The following is a 20,420-nucleotide window of genomic DNA, read 5'->3' as shown; positions in this document are numbered from 1 at the left end:
GGGTCAGGCGATGGCCTGCCGCCGGTAGCCATTGCCGTCCTCCACAAGGATGCAGCGCCCCGGGAAGGGGTGATGAAACGCCTGGATCGGAACCCTGTCGCGAGCCAGCTCGGCGTAGAGCCGCAGGCGGGTCTCGACGGCCTGCTTCGGGAATTGATCGAGGGCGGATTGCCAATCGGGATGACGGAGGTACAGCGCGGGCTGGTTGGAGAGGTCGCTCTGGATGAACAGCCGTTCGGCGCCGGACGCGAGCCAGTAGGCCGTATGGCCGATCGAATGCCCGGGGGCCGCGACCGCTGTCAGCCCCGGGACGACCTCATCACCTGAAGCATAGAGCGTAGCGCGGTCGCGAACCTGATCGAGCACGCGACGATTGTTGGCGAAGAGCTGGCTCATGCGTCCCGGCGCGGCGGCCTGCATCTGCGCGTCGCTCATCCAGAACGACCATTCGGCCTCCGGAACGAGCACCTCGGCGTTCGGGAATACGAGCCCCTCGCGTGAGACGAGCCCGTTCACATGGTCGGGATGGCAATGCGAGATCACCACGCGATCGACCGCCTCCGGCGCCACTCCGCCGTCGCGCAGGTTGCGCACGAGCTGCCCCGCCGTCGCGCCCGGTTGGCCGCCCATGTCGGGGCCGAGGCCCGCGTCGATCAGAACGGTCGAGCCGCCGGACCGGATGACCAAAGGAGCAAACGAGGTGGTCAGGACATCGCTCGGCAGCCCTGCTGCCCGCAGCGCCTGTCTGACATCCTCGGCCGATGCGTTGAGCACCATGCCGTCGGTGATGGGCGCGGTGACGTGCCCGTCGTCGACGACGAGGACGTCGATGGCACCGACGCTAAAGCGATGAACGGATGCTGAGATCATGCGTGGCCCTCGATCGTGGCAGCTGAGGCGCAGGGCCTCTCATGGAGCCGAGCCCGCGACGGCCTCATCCGCGTCCGGCTGGGTGTCGCTTAGGGGGAAGATGTCGGCATTCAACCGCGGCAGCTCGCTACGGATGAAATCGATCAGGGCCTTGACCCGCGCCGGACGGAAGCGCGCCTGCGGATAGGCAGCCGCCAAGGTGACCGCGGGCGGCCGCCAATCGGGGCACAGGTCGACGAGCGCGCCGAACGCCAGCTCGGGCTGGACGAGCCAGCGCGGCAGGATGCCGTAGCCTACGCCTTCCTTCACCGCCAGCAGCGCTGCGAAGATGTTATCAGTCGCGAACATGGGGCGCAGGCGCAAGGTGAACCGTTGCCCATCGGCCGCCTCGAGCGGAATCTCTCGGGCGACATAGGTGACAAGCTGCACGGCGCCGTGGGCTTCCAGCTCGCGCGGGTGGGCAACACGCACATGGTCGGTGCGGGCGACGATGCTGCGCTCGCCGCGCCACAAGGGCCGCACGATCAGCGATTGGTCCTTGATCGGGCCGGCCCTGATCCAAAGGTCATAGCCCCCGGCCGCCAGATCTCCCGGTTCATCGATCAGCCGCCAGTCGATACTGACCCCCGGATGCTTCAGTAGGAAGCGCGCGGCAATCTGTGCGAGCAACGTCTGCCCGGCCGCGACAGGCGCGGCGACGCGGATCGGACCGTTCAGCTCCTCACGATCAAGGCGGACCGCTTCGGCGGCGGCGTCCCAATCGGCCAACAGGCGCGTCGCAGCCGCAAGAAACTGCTCGCCCGCGTCCGTCAAGGCGAGTTCGGAACTCGACCGCTTGATCAGCTGCACGCCGAGCAGCGTCTCGAGCTGCTTGAGCTGGCGGCTTGCGGACGGCTGCGACAGGCCGAGCAGGCGCCCCGCGGCCGACAGGGATCCGGCGTCGACGATGCGCACGAAGAGACGCATCAGCTCGATTCGGTCGCTCCCAGCTTTCATGCCCACCCCATCATTGCCGATCGTCCGCGATCCGATCTCTGCTTGCGCATGTCGTCTCGATAGCGACGAGAACCCGCGATGAGGCATCTTCACCCCATCGGCCGCCCGTGAGGGCCGTCGAATACTGCACCCATGCGGTGCATTGCGACCCAGGCGCCGCCTGGGGGCGACAAGCCAAGCCATGCAATCCGCGATTTGACAACCCGCCGGACCATTCGCGGAACGAATGACCCCAATTTACCCTGCCTGCCTAGGCGGCCGCAGCAGCGCCGGCCATCTTGGGCCGATGGCAGGCGGTGGCCGGCGCTTACGCCACCGACGACGGCAATCCGATAATTGGGAGGACCCGGTGGGAGAGACCCGCGACACGCTTGTGGTCGGCCGGTATCGGCTCGATGTCGTCCCGGAGTTCGGAGGGCCGCGCATGTCGCCCGAGGCGATGTTTCCGGGAGCGGATCCCGCGCATCTGGCCCGGCTCCTGACCCGGGTGCCGCCGACCAGCTACGACTGCGGCCGCAACCTCCTCTACACGAGCGTTCATTCCTGGCTGGTGCGCGGCGGCGACGGCCTCGTCATGCTGGTCGACACCTGCTTCGGCAGCCTCAAGCACCGTTTGCCGTCGCACCCCGCCTTTCACATGCAGGCGACCGACTGGCTCACCCGGCTGCGGGCCCTCGGCGTCAACCCCGACGAGGTGACGCACGTTGTGAACACGCATCTGCACCTCGACCACGTCGGCTGGAACACGCAGCTCACGAACGCTGTCTGGACGCCCACTTTTCCGCGCGCCCGCCATATCATGCCGCGGCTGGAAGCGGACCTGGCGCGGACCGGCGGGCTGCTCAACCACGAGGCGAACAACCGGGCGATGGCCGACAGCGTCATGCCCATCCTGGCCGCTGGCCTGGCCGACCTGGCTGATCCCGAGGCGGAGATCGCCCGCGATATGCGGCTCATCCCCTGCTACGGCCATTCCCCGGGAATGCTGCTCGTGGAGATCGCAGGCGAGCCGGGGGCCGTGGTCGGCGGCGACCCCCTTCATCACCCGCTCCAGCTGCTCGATCCCAGCGTGAACACCGGCTTCTGCGAGCAGCCGGAGCAGGCCGCGCTGTCGCGCCAGCGCTTCCTTGCGCGCTGTGCCGACGAACGCCTCGTCATCGCGCCGACGCACTTCTTCGCGCCGCGGGTCGCGCTGGTCGATCGCGTCGGCGGCGGCTTCGGCCTTGCCGAGGTGATGCACACGGTTTGAGCGGAGCCTATCGCCGCTCTCAAACAAGACACCTAGGGAGATACGACATGGATCCGCGGGTGGCCTCGTTCCACGCGGCAGTGGACAAGCGGCCGATCTCTCGATTTCAGGTGCGGCTCGTCATCATGGCCTTCGCGCTGCTCGCCATGGACGGCTACGACATCCAGGCCATCGGCTACGTCGCGCCGGTGCTGAGCGGGGTCTGGCACCTCGATCGCGGTGCGTTCGGGCCCATCTTCGGGGCAGGTCTGATCGGCCTCACCGTCGGAACGCTCGTGTTCGCACCGATCTCCGATCGGATCGGCTGCCGCCCGGTGCTGATCGGCTGCACGCTGTTCTATGCCACCCTGACGCTGGCGACTGCCTTCGCCGATTCCTGGTCGACGTTGCTCATCTTACGATTTCTCACGGGTCTTGGATTGGGCAGTGCCATGCCCAGCACCATCGCCCTGGTCTCGGACTACGCGCCGACGCGGCTGCGCAACGTCATGGTCATGCTGGGGCTCTGCGGCTTCGGGGTCGGCGGCGCCGTCGGCGGCTTCGCGGCGGCCGCCATGATCCCCCATTTCGGCTGGCCATCCGTGTTCGTGGTCGGGGGCGTCATACCGCTGCTCACGATACCTCTGTTTCTCCGCTGGCTACCGGAATCGCTGCCGCGACTGCTGGCCGATCCGGAGCCGAAGACGCGCCTCTCCGCCGTCGCCGCGGAACTGGCACCGGGATGGGTCGAGCCTAACGTCAGCCCCGCCGACGGGGCCGAGGCCGGCTCACGCTTTCCTGTCGCTGCTCTGTTCGAGAAGGCGTACGCCGTTCCGACGCTGCTGTTCTGGACGATGTTCGTCTGCAATCTGCTCCTTGTCTATTTCTTCGTGAACTGGATCCCGACGATCGTCAGCGGAACCGGTCAGACGCTTCAAGTCGCCAACATCGCCGCGGGCACCTTCCAGCTCGCCGGCATTGGCGGAGGGCTCTTGCTGGCTTTCCTGGCCGATCGCACCCGCCGGCCGCAACTCGTCCTTGGATGCGCCTATCTCGGAGCAGCCGTCAGCTGCATCGTGTTCGGCGCTGCCGCCGTCTCCTCGACGGGAAGCCTCATCGCAGCGGCGGCGTTCGCAGGCTTCTGCATCGTGGGCGGCAACGGCGTGGCCAACGCCTACGCCGGAAGCTACTATCCGCCCGCCATCCGCGCGACCGGCGTCGGCTGGGGCCTGGGCTTCGGGCGGCTCGGCTCGATCCTCGGGCCGCTGCTTGGTGGCCTGTTGCTCAGCTTCGACCTACCCGTGACCACGATTTTCGCCTATTTCGCCATCCCGGCGGTGCTGGCCGCGATCTGCGCGATGGCGCTCCGACGGGCGCCTGCCCCTGGCGCCGCAGCGTCGGGGGTGGCCGTAGCCCGGTTGCCCGCCGCATGAGCCGCTCGCATGAGCCCTTGGCCGCGGGCCGCGCGGGCGTCAGCAAGGAGGTTGTCGCGGAGCTCGCGCCGACCGGCATCCTGCGCGTGGCGATCAATCTCTCGAACTTCCTCCTCGTCCGCGGGCGGAGCGCCTTGGGCGAGCCGTACGGGGTGGCGCCCGCCATCGGCGCCGAACTGGCCCGTCGTCTCGGCATTCCCGTCGGCTATCAGCTCTTCGAGAAGCCTGACGTTTTGGCTGATGCGGTGCACCTCGACCTGTGGGACGTTGCGCTCATCGCCGCGGAGCCCCAGCGCGCGCAGCACATCGTCTTCACGACGGCGTATGCCGAAATCGAGGCGACCTTTCTCGTCCCTGGCCGATCGCATGTACACGCTATCGCCGAGGTGGATCGCCCGGGCATGCGGATCGTATCGGCCCGCGGCGCCGCATATGATCTTTGGCTGGACCGCAACATACGGCACGCCGCAGTCGTTCGCGCCGATACGCTCGACGCCTGCTTCCAGGTCTTCGTGGAGCACGACTTGGATGCCCTAGCCGGCCTGCGTCCGCGCCTGCTGAGCGATGTCCAGCGGCTGCCAGGCGCGCGACTTCTCGATGGGACGTTCGCGTCGGTTCAGCAAGCGATCGGGACGTCCAGACAACGCACGGTCGCCCAAGACTATCTGCAAGCGTTCGTCGATGACATCCTCGCTTCGGGCTTCGTCGCGCGCTTGATCAAGACGCACGATGTCCAGGGGTTGCTGGCGGCCGATGCAAAGTGAGACCACCCTCACTCACAGCCCCCTGTCACCCCATCAGCGTGCGGCGCAAGGCCTGATCGATGCCCGTATGCGGCTCGTCGCCGAAGCGGGCCTGCAGCTTGGCATTGTCGAGGCGTAGCGGCGTCGTCCAGAGATAGCGTATCTCCGCCATCTGCCCCGGGGCTCGCGCCCGGGCGCGGGGTTCCGACCGGCCGCATGGAGCGCCTGACAGAGAAGAATGATTAAATTCAAATACTTATATCATTCTACCCGATCAGACGAGTCCATCCGGTCGGGACCTGTTCCAGCCCGAAGCGGCCGAGACGACGGTCCCGCACGCGCCGAAGACGGCAAGGTCCGACGGCCGCGATGGAACAGGTCTCGCGCCTGAGCAATGCCACGGCGCCCCCACGGCGGCGACGGACGGCGGACCAGGCTCAAGCCGCTTCCGGCATCAGCGGCATCAGCTTGTCGAGGGTGATCGGGTAGTCGCGCACGCGCACGCCGGTGGCGTTGTAGATCGCGTTGGCGACCGCAGCGCCGACCCCGCACAGGCCCAGCTCACCGACGCCCTTCGCCTTCATGGGCGAGGAGGTCGGGTCCGTTTCGTCCAGGAACACGACCTCCTGGTGCGGGATGTCGGCATGCACCGGCACCTCGTAGCCGGCCAGATCGTGGTTGACGAAGAAGCCGTGGCGCTTGTCGACGACGAGCTCCTCCATCAAGGCGGCGCCGACGCCCATCGTCATCGCCCCGATGACCTGGCTGCGCGCTGCCTTCGGGTTCAGAATCCGCCCCGCCGCGCAGACGGCGAGCATCCGCCGCACCCGGATCTCGGCCGTGGCCGAATCCACGCCGACCTCGACGAAATGCGCGCCGAACGTCGATTGCTGATAGCGCTTGGCCAGGTCGCCGTACTCCATCGTGTCCTGGGCGACGAGGTCGCCGGCAGCGGCCGCGTCTTCCAGCGCAACGGCGCGGTCGCCGGAGCGAACGTGCCCCTCGGCGAACACCACATCGGCCGAATTCAGGCCGAGCCGCTCGACCACCGCATCACGCAGCTTCATGCAGGCGGCGTAGACGCCGGCCGTCGAGCTGTTGGCGCCCCATTGCCCGCCGGACCCGGCCGAGACGGGGAACGTGGAATCGCCGAGGCGCACAGCGATCCTGTCGAGCGGCAAGCCCATCATCTCGGCCGCGGTCTGGGCGATGATCGTGTAGCTGCCGGTGCCGATATCCGTCATGTCGGTCTCGACCGTGACGACGCCGCGCCCGTCGAGGCGCACCCGCGCGCCCGACGGCATCACGAGGTTGTTCCGGAACGCCGCCGCGGCCCCGATCCCCACCAGCCAGCGGCCGTCGCGAACCTGCATCGGGCGCGGGCTGCGCTTGTCCCAGCCGAAACGCCCGGCGCCGATCCGGAAGCATTCGACCAGCTGGCGCTGTGAGAACGGACGATCCGGGCTCTCGGGATCGACCCGCGTGTCGTTGAGCTCACGGAACGCGATCGGGTCGAGCCCCAGCTTCTCCGCCATCTCGTCCATGGCGATCTCGAGCGCCATCATTCCCGGCGCTTCGCCGGGCGCGCGCATCGCATTGCCCTCCGGCAGATGCAAGGTCGCGAGCCGCATCGCCGTCATCCGGTTGGCGCCGGCGTAGATCAGACGCGTCTGGCCGACCGCCGTCTCGGGCTGCCCCTGCGGCTGGTCGCCGGACCAGCTCTCGTGGCCGATGGCCGTGATCCGGCCGTCGCGCGTCGCGCCGATGCGGATGCGCTGGATGGTGGCGGGCCGGTGCGTCGTGTTGTTGAACATCAACGGCCGCGTCAGCGCCACCTTCACCGGCCGCCTGGCGGCGCGCGCGCCGAGCGCCGCCAGGATGGCATCGGCGCGCACGAAGAGCTTGCCCCCGAAGCCGCCGCCGATGAAGGGCGAGACCAGGCGGACGTTCTCGGCCGGGATGTCGAGCGTCTTGGCGACATCCCCGGCACCCCACGCGATCATCTGGTTGGAGGTCCACAGCGTCAGCTTGTCACCGTTCCATGCGGCCATCGACGCATGCGGCTCCATCATCGCATGGCCATGGTCAGGCGTCGTGTAGGTCGCGTCGAGCTGGACGGGCGCGGCTGCAAACGCGCCGGCAAAATCGCCCACTGCGGTTTCCGCCGGCCCCCAATAGCCGCTCCCCGCCATCCCGGCGTCGTCCCGGGCGGCGGTCAGGTCGAACTGCCCCGTCTCGCGGACATACGCGATGCGGACCGCCTGGGCCGCATCGCGCGCCTGCTCGAACGTCTCGGCGACGACCAGGGCCACCGCCTGATGATAGTGGTCGATCTCGGGCCCGCCGAGCAGCTTGACGGTGTTGAAGTCGCCCTTGCGGAGCCGGCCGGCATTCTCCGCCGTGACGATGGCGAGAACGCCGGGCGCGGCCTTCGCCGCCGTCAGATCCATCGAGGCGACGCGGCCCTTGCCGATCGCGGCGCCGATGACGAAGCCGTAGGCCGGGTTCTTGACGGCGTCGTGCCACTCGTAGGCGTAGGGCGCCGTGCCCGTCACCTTCGAGCGGCCGTCGATACGGTCCGTGGGATGGCCGATGACCTTGAGCTGATCGATCGGATTGGTCGTGGCTGGCGTGTCGAACTTCATGGCTCAGCCCCTTGCCTCGGTCATGACGGCGCCGAGGGTGCGTTCCACCAGCTTCAGCTTGAACGCGTTGTCATGGGTCGGCTTCGCCCCGGCGAGCAGGTGCGCCGTGACGGCCTTGGCGCCGCGCGGCAGCTCGGCATCCGCCGCCTCGACGCGCCACGGCTTGGGGGCCACGCCGCCCAGCGCCACACGCCCGGTGCCATCCTTCTGCACGATCGCCCCCACCGAAATCAGCGCGAAGGCGTAGGAGGCCCGGTCGCGCACCTTGTGGTAGATGTGAGCGCCGCCGACGGGCTTCGGCAGCGTGACGCCCGTGATCAGTTCGCCCTTGGTGAGCACGGTTTCCACGTCGGGCGTGTCCCCGGGCAGGCGGTGGAAATCGGCCACGGGGATGGTCCGGGTGTCGCCATCCGGCCTGACCGTCGAGATGGTCGCGTCGAGGGCCCGCATGGCGACGGCCATGTCGCTGGGGTTCGTCGCGATGCAGGCGTCGCTGCCGCCGATCACCGCCAGCGACCGGCTGAAGCCCTCCAACGCCGCGCATCCGCTGCCGGGACTGCGTTTGTTGCAGGGCATGTTGGTGTCATAGAAGTACGGGCACCGCGTCCGCTGCAGCAGGTTTCCCGCGGTCGTCGCCTTGTTGCGCAGCTGGCCGGAGGCACCGGCCAGCAAGGCGCGTGACAGCAACGGGTAGTCGCGCCGCACCCGCTGGTCGGCGGCAAGATCGGTATTGCGCACCAGCGCGCCGATGCGCAGCCCGCCCTCGGGCGTCGGCTCGATCCTGTCGAGTCCCAGGCCGTTGATGTCGATCAGATGCGCCGGGGTCTCGATCTGCAGCTTCATGAGATCGAGCAGATTGGTTCCGCCGGCGATGAACTTGGCACCGGGGGTTCGCGCCGCCGCCGCGGCGGCCGCGGCGGGCGTCGCGGCGCGCTCGTAGGTGAACGGCTTCATGCCTGTCTCCCGGCGACTTCCGCCATGGCGTCGGCGATGTTGGAATAGGCCCCGCAGCGACAGATGTTGCCGCTCATGCGCTCGCGCATCTCCAGGTTCGTGGCCTGCGGTTGTGCCGTCAGGTCTGCGGTAACGTGGCTCGGGATGCCGGCCTTGATCTCGCCTAGGACGGCGACGGCCGAACAGATCTGTCCCGGCGTGCAGTACCCGCACTGGTAGCCGTCGTGCTTGATGAACGCCGCCTGCATCGGGTGCAGCTCCGCAGGCGTGCCGAGCCCCTCGATGGTGGTGATCCGGTCGCCCTCGTGCATGACGGCGAGCGTCAGGCAGGAGTTGATGCGCCGGCCGTCGACGATCACGGTGCAGGCGCCGCACTGGCCGTGATCACAGCCCTTCTTGGTGCCGACGAGGTGCAGGTGCTCCCGCAGCGCGTCGAGCAACGTCGTGCGCGTGTCGAGCGCCAGTTCGTGCGCCGTTCCGTTCACGTTGAGGGAGATATTGGACGTCACCTGGGCCTCCTCGGCGCCGGGCGCCGACCAACTCGTCCCCGGCACCGCCATTGCAGCGGCCGAAGCGGTGGTCCCCAGGAGCACCTGCCGGCGATTGATATTCAGATCGATGAGATCGCGCATCCGCTTCCCGCTGTTGTCGCGTGCGACGCAAGCTTGTCCGGCTCACGCGGCGGCGCGCCGCTCATTCGACGCATGTAAATCTTGGGGACGCCGCGGCCGGTCTACGAGATGTCTCTCATTTGACGCGGCGTTGACTATTGCTCATCAATCCCGCCATCCTGCGGCCGTAGGCAGCCCGCCGTCGCCAGGCTTTCCGTCGTCCATCGAGCCGCCGGGCGACGCCGCGCACGCCCGACAGCGGCCGGACATCGCCCAGATCGCACGCAGGCAGGAATGCAGCTCAGCCGTTCGGATTTGGCCGACTTCGTCTACTTCCTGGCGATCGCCCGCCATCGGAGCTTCCGCGGCGCCGGGCTCGAGCTCGGCGTCAGCGCCTCGGCCCTCAGCCATGCGCTGAAAGGCCTGGAGGGGCGGCTCGGCGTGCGCCTGTTCAACCGCACGAACCGCAGCGTGACGCTCACCGCGGCGGGCGAGGAGCTTCGTGCGGTCATCTCCGACCCCTTCGAGCTCATCGGCCGATCTCTCCACGTGCTGGACCGGTTTCGCGCCGCCCCGGTGGGACGCATACGGCTCAACGTGGTCGAGGACGCCGCCTCCATGCTGCTCGCCCCGGTGCTGCCGGTCTTCGCGGATCGCTATCCGGACATCGAGGTGGAGCTATCGGTCGACAATCGCCTGATCGACGTGATCGAGCAGGGGTACGACGCAGGGATCCGCTTCGAGGGAAGCGTCCCGGCGGACATGATCGCCCAGCGGCTGACGTCGGACTCGCGGTGGCTGGTCGTCGGCGCGCCCGCCTACTTCGAGCGGTTCGGCATCCCGAGGCATCCCAGCGACCTGATGCGGCATCGATGCCTGAACATTCGCCTCGGCAATGGCCGCATCTACCGCTGGGAGTTCGAGAAGGCGGGGGAAGCGCTCGCCGTGAGCGTGCCCGGCACCATCACCATCGACGAGTCTCAGGTCGCGCGCACGCTGGCGCTCGGCGGCGCAGGCCTGATGTATGCCGCGGAGCTCTGCGTCGCGTCGCAGATACAGGCCGGCACGCTCAGAGCCGTGATCGAGGATTGGGCGCCCAACGGCGCGGCCTTCCACATCTACTACTCCAGCCGAAGCCACGTGCCGACCGGCTTGCGGCTGCTGATCGAGCTGATCCGGGAGATGCGCCCGCTCGGCATCTGAAGGTCGTGTCAGCGCTCACGATGGCCTGCGGACCGCACGGCTCGTCGGAAACCCGTGCATGCCGTTGCTTCCGAAGACGATGGCGTTCGAGCGATAAGGATCGCCCGAGACGACCACGAGGATGTCGTCGGGACGCTCGACGATCGGCACCAGACGGTCCGGCGCGTCCGACAGGACGAACTGCTCGGACGCCGCCCCTTCGGCGTGCAGCTCGCGAAGCGTACGGCGCCCCGGCACCAGATTGGTGAACTCGCCGATATACTGCTCCATCTTCCAAGCCGGCATGCGGGCGTGCCTGAACAGCAGCTCTTGCAGGCCGGCGCGGTCAACGCCCGCCTTGGCGAGGGTCTTGGCGATCATGGGGCTGATCGCCACCAGCGGCCTGTGCGTGTCGGGCGCAAATCCGACCGTGAAGACCAGCTCCCAGCCCGATTGGCGGAGCAGGCCGTCGGCGAGGTAGCGGGCGATGCCCTCCGGATCGCGCCCATAGGCCGATCCGACGACCGTATCGCCCGTGAACCGGCCGATGGTGACGACGTCCTTTGCCGGCGGAAAGCCGCGCTGCTCGGAGAAGCTCGCCCAACCGAGCTTGGCCACTTCGTCTTCGTGCTCGGCCAGCACAACGCGCGCCGCATGCCCGAAGGTGCATTTGTCGCCCTCCCCCGGGCGCAAGGCTGCAACATTGCGTAAGAAGAGACGCAGGAAGCGGCCGACCGCCGTGTTGGCACGGCGCCCCTCCCGCATCGCGCCATTCCCGCAATTGAAGCCCAGCTCCTTGGCGATCGGCCCGCTCAGCACGATGAGCGCGTCGCCGCCGGTCGTGTCCCCGCTGTGCTCGACGCCATAGTGGGGGTCGGCCAGCACCTCGGCGATGGCCACCAGCACCGGCATGTCCTCCGGACGGCAATTGGCCATGACGCCGTTGACGGCCACGTTCCAGACGGTCGCGGCCGAGCCCGACGGCTGGAGCGCCCCGATCAGCCGATCGGGCTGATCCGGAGTATGCGCAAGGAACGCTTCGACTGCATCGAGCGTCGGTGGAATGATCGGCAGGCCGTCGGACCAACCCTTCTCTTCATAGAGGCGGTTGATCTGCTCGAAGCTGCCCCGCGCCACGATCTCGTCCGGAGCAAAGCTCTCTGCACCGGCGCCTTGCGCCTGCGGGGTTTCCGTCAGGCATCTGATGACCAGGGGCAGGGTCTGCTCGAGCACCGATGCGTGCAGCTCCTCGTCGGATTGGCTGTCGACATGGTCGAGCGTTGCGACCGGCAACGCGGAACAGCCGAGGCCCGGGGCGACGGCGTGTGCCTGACCGACAAATCCGTCGCAGACGAGCGAGGCGGTCGGGATTCCCGCCCTTTCCATCACGGCGCTGGCGCGCATCACGGCCGGCGTGCAGGCCCCGCAACAGCCGACGCCGCAGATGGCGACGTCGACGCCCTCCTCCGCCAGGCGCCGCGGAAGCCGCCTGATAGCCTCGTGCTCGTCACCCCCGAAGATCGAGCCGAATACATCGTGAGTGACGAACTTTGTCGTCGGATACCTGTCGGCCAGGGCTTTCTGCAGAATCGGGAAGATCTCGTCGCCGCGGAAGAGGTAGTCCCAGAGGAAGGCCACCGTCAGCCCGTCGAGCGTCGACGGTCTCGGCGCAGGCGCGAAGGTCGGAACGGCGGGCCCGCCACCGGGCCAGAGCGTTTCGTATTGGGCAGTAGGAATAGAGGAGAGATCGCGCATCTTGCTGTTCCATTCCGTGTTGCGACGACAAATGTCTTGCGCAGCGCGCCACCAGGACCTCTACACGGAGGTTTTGACTGGTTTGGCGTCGGCGGAGCCGCTGCGGACGTAGCCTCGCTGGCGGCTGTCGCAGGCGCACATCGTTTACCGCGTCATGGCCGGGCTTGACCCGGCCATCCATCCACTTGAAAAACAACACCATTCGGGCAGCCCTGTCGGGCCGGGGCTGCTCATTTTGATGGATGGCCGGGTCAAGCCCGGCCATGACGGTGGCGGGTGACCTCCACCTTTTTTGGATCATCTCCAAATTCAAGCGACGCGGCGGGTGTGCTTGTCCCAGAAGGGTTTTCGCAGGTCGCGCTTCAGGATCTTGCCGGCGCCGGACATGGGCAGGGGCTCGGAGCGCACCTCGACGCTGCGCGGGCACTTGTAGCCGGCGATCAGTTGCTTGCAGTGGTCGATGACCGCCGCCGGGTCGATCGTCGTGTCCGGTCTCACCACGACGATGGCGTGCACCGCTTCCCCCCAGCGCTCGTCCGGGATGCCGATGACGGCGCATTGCAGCACGCCGGGATACTGCGCCACCGCGTTCTCCACCTCGGTCGAGTACACGTTCTCGCCGCCGGAGATGATCATGTCCTTGATGCGGTCGACCACGTAGATGTAGCCGTCCTCGTCCATGGTACCGCCGTCGCCGGTGTGCATCCAGCCGTCGACGACTGCCTTGGCCGTCTCCTCCGGGCGGTTCCAGTAGCCCATCATGACGTTGCCACCGCGGGCGACGATCTCTCCGACAGTGCCGCGGGGCACCTCGCTGTCATCGGCATCGACGATGCGCACGTCGACGCCGATGGCCGCCCGGCCTGCCGAGCGGTGGCGGCCGGTGGCGCGGCCGGCAACGTGGTCGTACCACGGCAGCACCGTCGCGATCGGCGACAGCTCGGTCATGCCGTAGAGCTGGGTGAAGCTCGCCCCCGGCAGCGCCGCGGCCGCCCGGTCGAGCACCGCCTCGGAGATCGGCGAGGCGCCGTACATCACGCTCTTCAGCGACGACAGATCGCGCGTGTGGATGCCGGGATGGTCCACGAACATCTGGATCATCGTCGGGACGAGGAGGACGTCGGTCACCTTGTGCCGGTCGACGGCCTCCGCCACCGCATCGGGCGTGAAGGAGCGAATGACCGCGTGGGTGCCGGCGGCCGCCAGCATGGCGTACATGGCGGCACCGTTGGCGATGTGGAACATGGGTGCGGCGTGCAGGTAGACCGAGGAGGCCGAGACCAGGCCTTCAGCCAGCGCATGCAGTGCGTCGGTCATCAGGTTGCCGTGGCTCAGCATCACGCCCTTGGAGCGCCCGGTCGTGCCGCCGGTGTAGAAGATGCCCGCGAGATCCTCGCTCGTGCGCATGGCGTCCGGGATCGCCTCCGCCGCCGCCAGAAGCCCCTCGGTGTCGTGCAGGCCGGCCGGCACCTCGCCGTCGTCCATGTAGGCCATCACGAGGCCGGGAACGGCCTGGCCGAGAGCCTCGCCGGCCTGTGCGAACGCCTTGTCGACGAACAGGATCCGGGCGCCGCAGTCGCGCAGCGCGTCGGTGTTCTCGATGACGCTCCAGCGGATGTTGAGCGGCACGATCACCGTGCCGGCCCAGGCGGTGGCGAGGTAGAGCTCCAGGTAGCGGGCGCTGTTCAGCGCCATCACCGCCACGCGGTCGCCCTGGGCGGCGCCGAGCCCGCGGAGCACGTCGGCGAGCTTCGCCACCCGCGCCCCCAGTTCGCCCCAGGTCAACGTCTTGTCGCCCTCCAACACCGCCGTTCCATGCCTGTTGATCTGGAGCGCGCGCCGCAAACCTTGCGTGATGTTCATCGTCGTCCTCCCTGGCCTTTGCCGTCCGGAGCGGGCCGGATCTATTGGCCCTTCGCCAACGGACATTCGCTCTCGGCGAGGGGTCGGAAGGCCTGGTCTGCCGGTACTTTGGCGACAAGCTTGTAGTAATCCCAAGATCCTTTCGACTCGGCCGGCGATTTGACCTCGAATAGATACATGTCGCGCATGACGCGCCCGTCCTTCCGAATCTGAACATCCTTGCTCATGAAGTCGTTCACCAGCAGCTCACGCATCTTCGCGGCGACAGTCGGGCCATCATCTGTGCCGGCAGCCTGAGCGGCTTTGAGGTAGTGGTTGACCGCGCTGTAGACTCCGGCCTGGACCATGTTCGGCTTCTTCTTCGCCTCTGCTTCGAAGCGAGTGCTGAAGGCGCGGGTGCCCTCGTCCAAATCCCAGTAGAAGGATTCCGCGACCATGACGCCCTGAGCGGCGCCGAGGCCCAGCCCATGGATCTGATTGATCAGGAGCAGCAGGCCGCCCAGCCTCTGGCCGCCCGCCACCACCCCGAACTCCGCCGCCTGCTTGATGGCGTTGAGCGCATCGTTCCCGGAGTTCGCAAGCCCGACGATCTTGGCCTTCGAGGCTTGCGCCTGGAGGATGAAGGACGAGAAATCAGCCGTGTTCAGCGGGTGCCGAGCGTGTCCCAGAATCGTCCCCCCGTTGGCGACGATGACCCGGCTCGCATCCCGTTCCAGAGCGTGCCCGAACGCGTAGTCGCTGGTGACGAAGAACCAGGTGTCGGCGCCTTGGCGCACGAGGGCGCCGGCCGTGCTGGCGGCGAGCGCGTAGGTATCGTAGGCCCAGTGAAAGCCGGTTGGCGAACAGGCCTTGCCCGTGATGTCGGAGCTTGCCGGGCCCGACAGCAGGGCGATGCGCTTGAGCTCACGCGCGATGTCCTGGATGGCGAGGCCGGCCGACGAGGAGCCGCCGTCGACGATCGCTTTGACGTCATCCACGTCGATCCACCGCCGGACGATGCTGGCGGTGACGTCGGGCTTGTTCTGGTTGTCCGCCGTCAGCAGCTCGATCGGACGGCCGAGCACCTTGCCGCCGAAGTCCGCAATGGCCAGGCGCGCAGCGATCGCCGAGCCTTCGCCGGTGACGTCGGCCAACGGGCCTGCCCGATCATTCACGACACCGATGCGCAGCGGGCCGTCCGATGCTTGCGCACTCGGGCTGAGCCATAAGACCGCGGCGAGCAACGCGGTGAGCCTCGCAATGACGGCAGCCCGAGCCATAGATAGACCTCCGATTTCGGCAGTTCGATCAATAGGTTGAGATCGCCGAGCCAGCGTTGGGGACGGCGCGATCCAGCTGCCAGCTGGACACGCGGCCTCAACTGACACATCATTCAGTGATGATGCGTAAAGACATATCAGCATCCATAAATGTGTCAACGAGGTTTCCGCTATGGATGAGACGGTCCAGCTTCAGCCACTCGCTCAGGCGCTGGGAGATCCGGTTCGGCTGATGGTGCTCCAGCACCTGATGGGAGGGCCGACGACGGTCTCCGAGCTGGTGTCCCTCACCGGCTCGAGCCAGTCGAACATTTCCAACCACCTGGCCGTCCTGCGCCAAAGCAGGCTGGTGCGCTCGGTCAAGCAGGGCCGTCAGAACGTCTATGAGATTCGCGATGAGCGCGTGGCGCAGCTGATCGAGGCGCTCTCCACGCTCGCCGGTCCGGCGCCCAAGTCGGTGCGCGAGTCACCTGCCCTGGCAAAGGCGCGGACCTGCTACGATCATCTCGCCGGTCAAGCCGGCGTGCAGATCTTCAAGGTGCTTCTGGAGCGAGGAGCCATTACCAAGCCAGTGACCCTGCGGACGCTGAAGAACGCCGGCTCGCCGGTCGAGCTCGGCGAGCACGGGGCCGAGATCTTCGGTGCGTTGGGGATCGACGTCAAAGAGGTGATCAACGGACGCAAGCCCTACGCGTTCGGATGCCGCGACTGGACCGAGCAGGAGGCCCATCTCGGCGGGCGCCTCGGCGCCGCGCTCTGGGCGCGCTTCATCGAGCTGGGCTGGGTCGAGCGGCAAGCCGGAACCCGCGCCGTGGTGATCACGCCGGAAGGGCGGCGAGGTATCGAGAAGGCCTTTGGTATTTCTTTGGCAAACTGAGGCCGGTGCGCGACGACGACTGCCCTCGGACGTGCGCCGACGCGGTGTCGACGCGGCGTGGCGCTTTGGTAGCCTGCCGTCTGCTCGACGTAGCTGCTCGCCACGGCCCGCGACACGGGGCCTCGTGCTTCTTCAATGAGGAAGCACCGGTCCTCCTGACGCTAAAGATATACAGCGCATCCACGGTCTTCGAGTTCAGCAAACCACGGGGGCGGCGCGAGCGTGGTCACCCATCTCAGGTCGAGCTTCTCCAGGCGTGGGAGGGCCAGCAGGCTGTCGGGCAGGCTCGCGATGGGGTTTCCCCGAAGATCGATCTGCCGAAGCTCCGCCAATGCACCGACCGGCTCCGGCAGTGTAGCCAAACGGTTGTTGCGGAGATGCAGCTCGCGCAGCCGCGTCAGCTTCGAGATTGTCGGTGGGAGGCTGGCGAGGCGGTTGTCGGAGACCCGCAGCTCGATCAGGCTGGACATATCCGTTACCGCTTCGGGCAGCACCTCGAAGGCATTGTCGCTGATGTTCAGGTAGCGCAGCCGCGCAAGGCGCCCCAGCGACAACGGAAGCTCGGTCAGCGCGTTATCGTGCAGGTACAGGAAGTCGGTCAGATCAACGAGCTCGCCCAGTCGCTCCGGCACGCGCTGTAGCTTGTTGTGGCCGAGGTCGAGCATTCTCAGCGCCCGCAACCCACCGACCCGGTCCGAGATTGCCGTCAAATTGTTGTCGGCAAGCACCAGCGTCCGCAGTTCGGTTCTGTCCCACACGTGATCGGGCACGACGCCGAGCCTCTGCTTCCACAGCGAGAGATCCAGGTCCGACGTGTTTCCCATGCGCGGAGGATACCGTTCAGCAGAGCGGTGGCCAAGATTGCCGGTCCCCGACGGCCGCCATATCGCGACGGGGCTTCCGATCAGACGGGATCGGCGCGGTCCGCCAGAAAGGCATCGTCGACCGGCACGCCGAGCGCGGTCACCAGCCTGTTCGTCTCCGCGGCCATGCCGACGATGGCGATGAGCTCGGCGTATTCAGCCTCGGTCATGCCCTTGGCCCGCGCCGCAGCCGTGTGGGAATGGATGCAGTAGCTGCATCCATGAGCCGCCGATACGGCGATGTACAGCATCTCCTTGACCTTGGGGTCGAGTGCGCCGGGCCCCATCACCTCTTGAATGCTCTCCCAAGTCCGCTTCAGCGTCTTGGGATCGTGGGCGAGCGCCCGCCAGAAGTTGTTGACGAACTCAGTTTTGCGCTTTGCGCGTATATCGTCAAAGACGTCCTTGGCCTCCGGGGATAGCTCATGATCCTGGAGAAGCTTTACGGTCGCCATCGGCCTATCCTCGGTGGGTTCTCATCTGCGGGATCGTAAACGCGAACCGAGCGCCGATTGAAGAGTGGTGCACGGATGCGCCGGGCCGCCGGCTCGTCATGTATGGCCGCCCCCTTCGTCCGCAAGGCCCTCAAGCCGCTTGCGCATGACGACGAAATGCAGGTCCGCCCGCCTGGGGCGGCCGAAGCGGTCTTCGCCATATGGGAAGGGCTCGGTCTCGCCGGTCAGCGCGTAGCCGCGGCGCCGGTACCAGGCGATCAGCGTGTCGCGCACGTGGACGACCGTCATCCTGACCTCCCGGCCGCCGTGGGCCTGGACCCAGGCCTCGGCTGCGGCCAGAAGCTGGCGGCCGAGGCCGCTATTCTGCTGGCCGGGGACGACGGTGAGCGAGCCCAGATACCAGGCGCCCTCACCCTCGGGCGCGAGCCAAACGCAGCCCAGCAGAGGGGCCCCCGACGTCCGCCGCCACACCAGCATGGCCGCATCCGGATCGTAGGCCATGTCCTGCCGCAGCATGGTCTCGGTCGTCCGGGCGCCGTCGATGTAGTCGCCCTCGGTGGTCCAGCCCGCATCGGTCCCGCGGCCGCGGTAGGCCGCATTCATCAACGCCACGATGGCCGGGAGGTCCGCCTCCGTCGCGGCGCTCAGGTGGGGAACTGCCAAGGCGGCCACGCGGCCGCTGAGCGGGCGGGCCTCCAGGCGCGCCTCGATCTCGGCGATCTGCACCAGGAACGGCCCCCGCAGGCCGTCCGTGATCTCCTTCACTGCCGCCTCGACGAGCGGCCACACCTCGCGCTTGGAGCGCTCCAGCACACGGGCGCCGGCGGCCGACAGCGACAAGACCGTCTGGCGACGATCCGCCTCGCCGCGCCTGATCTCGATCAGCCCCGCCTCGGCCAGACGCTCTGCATTCCTGGTGATCGCGGGCTGGCTCATCCGCATGGCCTGGGCCAGCGCGCCGATCGTCTGCGGCCCGGCGTCGTCGAGGGTGGCGAGCAGCGGATACTGGCCGGGCTGGATCGCCATGCCGGCGCGCTGGGCCGCGAGCGTCACGTCCGCCTGCATCCGTTCGGCCAGGCGTTTGAGGCGGCTGCCGAGGAACAGATGCGGCCTGTCCTGGATCACGTCGGATGTCATGCTACTCTCACGGAAGATCCATAACCGGTTATATATATGCGGCCGCGGGGCGCTGGCAAATCGCGGCAGCCCCCGGCCCGTGCCCTGACCCGGCTCCGGTGCGCGTCAGCTGCGCTGGAGATCCCTGAGGTATGCACAGAACATGTCGGCCATGGCCTCGGCATAGGCGTCGATCTCGGCAGGCGTGCGCGGCGTCTCCGAGAATTGCTTGCCCACCGCGCCGAGCGTCGTGGTGATGAGGTCGCCGGCCAATGCCCGGGCCGCGTCAGAGGCCTCGGGCAGCGCCTCGCGCATGAAGACCTCGACCGTGCGGGCTCCCGACGCCTTCGCCTTCCGCGCCTCGGGCGCATCGCGGTACAGGGGAGCAGCGTCGTCGAGCGCCACGCGTACGGCGGCCTCGTCGCATTCCGATCGAACGAAGGTGTGGACCAGCGTGCGCAGCCGTTCGAGCGGCGGCCGGCCGGCATCCGCGAGGATGGCGCGCAGCAACTCGCCCGTCTGCCGCCACTCGTCGCTCTGCAGCCGGAACAGGATCGCCGCCTTGTTCGGAAAATACTGGTAGAGCGATCCGACGCTCACGCCGGCCTTCTCCGCCACCCGCGCCGTGGTGAAGCGCTGCGCGCCTTCCTTCGCCAAAACCTGAACGGCGGCGTCGAGGATCGCGGCGACGAGCTCCGTCGAGCGCGCCTGCCTGGGCTGCTTTCGTGAGGAAATCGAGGCGCTTCGGCGAACGGTCATGGGCGCGCGCGGCAATGCGAATAGGGAACCTGACGAATTAGTCGTATTTCTGATGCGGCGCAAGAATGCGCTCACCTCAGACCGGAGACCTGCATGACCACCCTCACCACCGCCCCGCTCGCGCCCCTGCTGGACCGCCTGTTCGACGAGGCCGCCCGGGCGTGGCCGGAAGCGAGCCCCGCCGTGGCCGCGCTATCCAGCGAGGAGCGATCACGCCTGATGCGGAGCAAGACCGATTACCTGGACCTCTACGGACGTCTGAAGGATGTTCCGCTCGCCGTCTCGCGCGAGACCGGTGTGCTGCTCTACATGCTGGCGCGCAGCATCGGCGCGCGGACCATCGTCGAGTTCGGCACCTCGTTCGGCATCTCGACCCTGCACCTCGCGGCAGCCCTGCGGGACAACGGCGGCGGGCGACTGATCACCACAGAATTCGAGCCGTCCAAGGTGGCGCGCGCCCGCGATCATCTGACGGCTGGCGGCCTCATCGACCTCGTGGAGATCCGGGAGGGGGACGCTTTGCAGACGCTGAGCGTCGATCTCCCCGAAACCATCGACCTCGTCCTGCTCGACGGCGCCAAGGCGCTCTATCCCGACATCCTGAATCGTCTGGAGAGCCGCCTGAGGTCCGGCGCCCTCATCGTCGCCGACAACGCGGATTATAGCCCCGAGTATCTGGCCCGCGTGCGCTCGCCGGCACATGGCTACCTGTCGACGCCCTTCGCCGACGACGTCGAGCTCTCCATGCGGGTCGGCTGAAGCCGACCTGCACGGCCCAGCCTCCGAGCGTGGGCGGCAGCTCCGATCCCAT

General features: G+C 67.7%; 19 protein-coding genes. 6 read left to right on the top strand and 13 right to left on the bottom strand.

The window, feature by feature from the left end:
- Positions 1-3: 3 nt before the first annotated feature.
- Together ACZ5PO_RS15115 and ACZ5PO_RS15110 are read right to left on the bottom strand one after the other, a co-directional pair.
- Positions 4-870, bottom strand: a complete 867-nt coding sequence (locus tag ACZ5PO_RS15115) for an MBL fold metallo-hydrolase (RefSeq protein ID WP_464194819.1) — start codon at positions 868-870, stop codon at positions 4-6.
- 39 nt (positions 871-909) lie between these two features.
- Complete coding sequence (locus ACZ5PO_RS15110) at positions 910-1,836, bottom strand: LysR family transcriptional regulator (RefSeq protein ID WP_464194817.1); 927 nt, start codon at positions 1,834-1,836, stop codon at positions 910-912.
- Positions 1,837-2,215: 379 nt separating this feature from the next.
- Here ACZ5PO_RS15110 and ACZ5PO_RS15105 point away from each other — a divergent pair, with 379 nt between their 5' ends.
- The 3 genes from ACZ5PO_RS15105 to ACZ5PO_RS15095 are packed head-to-tail and all read left to right on the top strand — an operon-like array spanning position 2,216 to position 5,291.
- Positions 2,216-3,115 carry an MBL fold metallo-hydrolase gene (locus ACZ5PO_RS15105; RefSeq protein ID WP_464194815.1) on the top strand — a complete coding sequence of 300 codons (900 nt, stop codon included), beginning with the start codon at positions 2,216-2,218 and terminating at the stop codon, positions 3,113-3,115.
- Positions 3,116-3,162: 47 nt separating this feature from the next.
- Positions 3,163-4,527 carry an MFS transporter gene (locus tag ACZ5PO_RS15100; RefSeq protein WP_464194813.1) on the top strand — a complete coding sequence of 455 codons (1,365 nt, stop codon included), beginning with the start codon at positions 3,163-3,165 and terminating at the stop codon, positions 4,525-4,527.
- Positions 4,524-5,291: a type 2 periplasmic-binding domain-containing protein gene (locus ACZ5PO_RS15095; protein WP_464194811.1), complete on the top strand. Its 768-nt coding sequence runs from the start codon at positions 4,524-4,526 to the stop codon at positions 5,289-5,291. The genes ACZ5PO_RS15100 and ACZ5PO_RS15095 overlap by 4 nt, the downstream gene beginning before the upstream one ends.
- A gap of 25 nt (positions 5,292-5,316) precedes the next feature.
- On the opposite strand, the gene ACZ5PO_RS15090 is transcribed toward ACZ5PO_RS15095, so the two are convergent.
- The 4 genes from ACZ5PO_RS15090 to paoA all read right to left on the bottom strand — a co-directional run bounded on the left by ACZ5PO_RS15090 (position 5,317) and on the right by paoA (position 9,501).
- Positions 5,317-5,442 (bottom strand): hypothetical protein, encoded by a 126-nt coding sequence (locus ACZ5PO_RS15090; protein ID WP_464194809.1) that lies wholly within the window; start codon positions 5,440-5,442, stop codon positions 5,317-5,319.
- 265 nt (positions 5,443-5,707) lie between these two features.
- Positions 5,708-7,915: an aldehyde oxidoreductase molybdenum-binding subunit PaoC gene (paoC, locus tag ACZ5PO_RS15085; RefSeq protein WP_464194807.1), complete on the bottom strand. Its 2,208-nt coding sequence runs from the start codon at positions 7,913-7,915 to the stop codon at positions 5,708-5,710.
- A gap of 3 nt (positions 7,916-7,918) precedes the next feature.
- The gene (locus ACZ5PO_RS15080; protein ID WP_464194805.1) at positions 7,919-8,869 is read right to left on the bottom strand and encodes an FAD binding domain-containing protein; all 951 of its coding nucleotides are present in this window, start codon (positions 8,867-8,869) and stop codon (positions 7,919-7,921) included.
- The gene (paoA, locus tag ACZ5PO_RS15075; RefSeq protein WP_464194803.1) at positions 8,866-9,501 is read right to left on the bottom strand and encodes an aldehyde dehydrogenase iron-sulfur subunit PaoA; all 636 of its coding nucleotides are present in this window, start codon (positions 9,499-9,501) and stop codon (positions 8,866-8,868) included. Before paoA ends, ACZ5PO_RS15080 begins: the two co-directional genes overlap by 4 nt.
- Before the next feature lie 273 nt (positions 9,502-9,774).
- On the opposite strand from paoA, the gene ACZ5PO_RS15070 reads away from it, so the two are divergent.
- On the top strand, positions 9,775-10,683 hold the full coding sequence (locus ACZ5PO_RS15070) for a LysR family transcriptional regulator (RefSeq protein WP_464194801.1): 909 nt from the start codon (positions 9,775-9,777) through the stop codon (positions 10,681-10,683).
- 15 nt (positions 10,684-10,698) lie between these two features.
- On the opposite strand, the gene ACZ5PO_RS15065 is transcribed toward ACZ5PO_RS15070, so the two are convergent.
- The 3 genes from ACZ5PO_RS15065 to ACZ5PO_RS15055 form a co-directional block, all read right to left on the bottom strand.
- A complete protein-coding gene (locus tag ACZ5PO_RS15065; RefSeq protein WP_464194799.1) occupies positions 10,699-12,417 on the bottom strand; it encodes a UGSC family (seleno)protein in 1,719 nt (572 codons plus the stop codon).
- 309 nt (positions 12,418-12,726) lie between these two features.
- Entirely contained in the window at positions 12,727-14,280 is a 1,554-nt protein-coding gene (locus tag ACZ5PO_RS15060; RefSeq protein WP_464194797.1) for an acyl-CoA synthetase, read from the bottom strand.
- Positions 14,281-14,321: 41 nt separating this feature from the next.
- Positions 14,322-15,698: an ABC transporter substrate-binding protein gene (locus ACZ5PO_RS15055; RefSeq protein ID WP_464194795.1), complete on the bottom strand. Its 1,377-nt coding sequence runs from the start codon at positions 15,696-15,698 to the stop codon at positions 14,322-14,324.
- Positions 15,699-15,711: 13 nt separating this feature from the next.
- On the opposite strand from ACZ5PO_RS15055, the gene ACZ5PO_RS15050 reads away from it, so the two are divergent.
- The gene (locus ACZ5PO_RS15050; RefSeq protein WP_464194793.1) at positions 15,712-16,416 is read left to right on the top strand and encodes an ArsR/SmtB family transcription factor; all 705 of its coding nucleotides are present in this window, start codon (positions 15,712-15,714) and stop codon (positions 16,414-16,416) included.
- Between the two features lie 161 nt (positions 16,417-16,577).
- On the opposite strand, the gene ACZ5PO_RS15045 is transcribed toward ACZ5PO_RS15050, so the two are convergent.
- The 4 genes from ACZ5PO_RS15045 to ACZ5PO_RS15030 form a co-directional block, all read right to left on the bottom strand.
- Positions 16,578-17,240: a leucine-rich repeat domain-containing protein gene (locus ACZ5PO_RS15045; RefSeq protein WP_464194791.1), complete on the bottom strand. Its 663-nt coding sequence runs from the start codon at positions 17,238-17,240 to the stop codon at positions 16,578-16,580.
- Positions 17,241-17,320: 80 nt separating this feature from the next.
- Complete coding sequence (locus ACZ5PO_RS15040; protein WP_464194789.1) at positions 17,321-17,734, bottom strand: carboxymuconolactone decarboxylase family protein; 414 nt, start codon at positions 17,732-17,734, stop codon at positions 17,321-17,323.
- Between the two features lie 96 nt (positions 17,735-17,830).
- Positions 17,831-18,871: a GNAT family N-acetyltransferase gene (locus tag ACZ5PO_RS15035; protein ID WP_464194787.1), complete on the bottom strand. Its 1,041-nt coding sequence runs from the start codon at positions 18,869-18,871 to the stop codon at positions 17,831-17,833.
- A gap of 105 nt (positions 18,872-18,976) precedes the next feature.
- Positions 18,977-19,609 carry a TetR/AcrR family transcriptional regulator gene (locus tag ACZ5PO_RS15030; protein ID WP_464194785.1) on the bottom strand — a complete coding sequence of 211 codons (633 nt, stop codon included), beginning with the start codon at positions 19,607-19,609 and terminating at the stop codon, positions 18,977-18,979.
- Positions 19,610-19,702: 93 nt separating this feature from the next.
- On the opposite strand from ACZ5PO_RS15030, the gene ACZ5PO_RS15025 reads away from it, so the two are divergent.
- Positions 19,703-20,368 carry an O-methyltransferase gene (locus tag ACZ5PO_RS15025; protein ID WP_464194783.1) on the top strand — a complete coding sequence of 222 codons (666 nt, stop codon included), beginning with the start codon at positions 19,703-19,705 and terminating at the stop codon, positions 20,366-20,368.
- The last annotated feature ends 52 nt before the right edge of the window (positions 20,369-20,420 follow it).

Source organism: Chelatococcus sp. KU-N122, assembly GCF_055391085.1.
The sequence above is the reverse complement of the archived record's forward strand: the minus strand, read 5'-3'. Positions and strand labels throughout refer to the sequence as shown.